The 2075-nt window shown below is 73.7% G+C and carries 3 protein-coding genes; 1 reads left to right on the top strand and 2 read right to left on the bottom strand.

Annotated features, from left to right (window positions below):
* Nucleotides 1–254, bottom strand: a 254-nt coding sequence (locus NS354_RS11490) for an alanine racemase (RefSeq protein WP_193750772.1), incomplete at its 3' end; no start/stop codon positions are given.
* Nucleotides 255–391: 137 nt separating this feature from the next.
* Nucleotides 392–1183: a zinc ABC transporter ATP-binding protein AztA gene (aztA, locus tag NS354_RS11495; protein ID WP_241490500.1), complete on the bottom strand. Its 792-nt coding sequence runs from the start codon at nt 1181–1183 to the stop codon at nt 392–394.
* Nucleotides 1184–1238: 55 nt separating this feature from the next.
* Between aztA and aztB the strand changes: the two genes are divergently transcribed.
* Nucleotides 1239–2075: zinc ABC transporter permease AztB (gene aztB, locus NS354_RS11500; RefSeq protein WP_058594616.1), on the top strand; the 837-nt coding region annotated here is incomplete at its 3' end.

The raw sequence follows: 2075 nt of genomic DNA on the forward strand, positions 1-2075 counted from the left end.
CTCGTCGACAACCAGGCGAGGATCGGGGCGGTGACCCCTCCGTCTCGCAGCGCGATGGCCTCGGGGATCGTCGCGACCCCCAGCGAGCCGGCGCCCGCGGCGACGGCGGCGTGCGCGACGGGCACGGCGCCGTGCCCGTATCCGTCGGCCTTCACGACCGCCATGAGCTCGGACTGCGGCGCGAGCGCGGAGAGCACCCGGATGTTGGACGCGATGGCGTCGAGGTCGACCTCGGCTACGGGTTCGGTGATCATCTGAGCGGCAACCACCCTTCCTTCGTCCACCGCTGCGCGCGCAACGCAGCGTACGGAACAGTCTAGGCGGCGTGCCGCACGGCTCCTGTCAGCCTCCCCGCGCGGCCGCAGCGCGACGGCCGCAGCGCGCACGCCGCTCACGCCACGCGCACGCCGCTCTCGATGCGCACCACGCGGTCGGCGCGCGCGATGGCGTCGTCGTCGTGGGTGACGCAGGCGACCACGGCCCCGCGGCCGGCCTCAGCGGCGAGGATCGCGTGCGTGCGCTCCCGGCTCGCGGCGTCGAGGCCGGAGGCGGGCTCGTCGAGGAGGAAGATCTGCGCGCGGCGGGCGATGCCCTGGGCGAGCAGCACGCGCTGGCGCTGCCCGCCCGAGAGCGCGGCGAACGGCCGGTCGGCGAGTTCGTGCAGTGCGACGCGTTCGAGCGCTTCGGTCACCCGCCGCTTCGCCTCGGCGCGGCTCGCGCTGCGCCGCTCCCACGTCCCCATCGCGACGACCTCGCGAACGGTGACGGGCAGGGCGTCGGGTGCCGCGATGCGCTGCACGACGAGTGCGAGCGATCCCGATCGCTCGACACTCCCCGCCGTCGGCCGCCGCACGCCGGCGAGCACTTCGAGCAGCGTCGACTTGCCCGCCCCGTTCGGGCCCGCGATCACCGTGACGACGCCCGGGTCGAGCGTGATGTCGACGCCGTGGAGCACCGGAGCGCCGTCGAAGGCGAAGCCGAGGCCGCTGCCGCGCAGCCGGGGGCGCGCCCGCCCGGCGGGTGCATGACCGATGACGTCGGCGGCTGCCGAGCCGCCGACAGCGGCACCGGCAGCGGCACCGGCAGCAGCACCGGCAGCGGCACTGGCGCCGCGCGAGGGATCGGAAGTACCGGAGGGAGACGGGTGAGCGTGCGGGCTCGAACCCGCGGATGGGAGGGACATGCCGCAAGCTTATCTGATTTTGATAATGATTCTCGTTTATGTCTAGGATGGCCGAGTGCCGATCCTCCTCGAACCCTTCACCGCCGACTTCGTGCTGCGCGCCCTCATCGGGGGCGCGCTCGTCGCCCTCGTCTGCGGCGTCGTCGGCACCTGGGTGGTGATCCGCGGCATGGCGTTCCTCGGCGAGGCCCTCGGGCACGGCATGCTGCCGGGCGTCGCCCTCGCAACCGTGATCGGCCTGCCGACGACGTTCGGCGCTGCGGCGAGCGCGATCGCGATGAGCGTGCTCATCGGCTGGGTGCAGCGTCGCGGGCGTCTCTCGTACGACACCAGCATCGGCCTGCTCTTCGTCGCGATGCTCTCGCTGGGCGTGATCATCGTGTCGCACTCCCGCAGCTTCGCGACCGACGCGACCGTCATGCTCTTCGGCGACATCCTCGCGATCACCCCCGCCGACCTCTGGCTGCTGGCGGGGGCGGCCGCGATCACCATCGGCGTCGCCGCGGGCTTCCACCGCCGTTTCGTGGCCGCGGCGTTCGACCAGCGCATCGCCGCCACCCTCTGCCTGAAGCCGCAGTTCGCGCAGGTGGCGCTCGTCGGCCTCGTCACCCTGGCGGTCGTCAGCTCGTACCAGGCCGTCGGCTCCCTGCTCGTCGTCGGCCTGCTGCTCGCCCCCGCCGTGGCGGCAGCGCCGTGGACGCGCAGCATCGCGACGCGCATGGTGCTCGCGAGCGCGGTCGGCGCGCTCGCGGTCGGCATCGGCCTGCTGGCCTCCTGGCATCTCGGCACTGCGGCAGGCGCATCGATCGCGGCCAGCGCCATCGCGCTCGCCGCACTCTCGGGCCTGCTCGTGCGCGCCACGACCCGCTTCCGGCGCGCACGAGCAGGCCCG

Source organism: Leucobacter chromiiresistens (assembly GCF_001477055.1).
In the GTDB taxonomy this organism is placed as follows: Bacteria; Actinomycetota; Actinomycetes; order Actinomycetales; family Microbacteriaceae; genus Leucobacter; species Leucobacter chromiiresistens_A.

Bases quoted from the DNA above. Each gene is read 5' to 3' on its own strand.
- aztA (WP_241490500.1), bottom strand. From the start codon at position 1,183: ATGTCCCTCCCATCCGCGGGTTCGAGCCCGCACGCTCACCCGTCTCCC.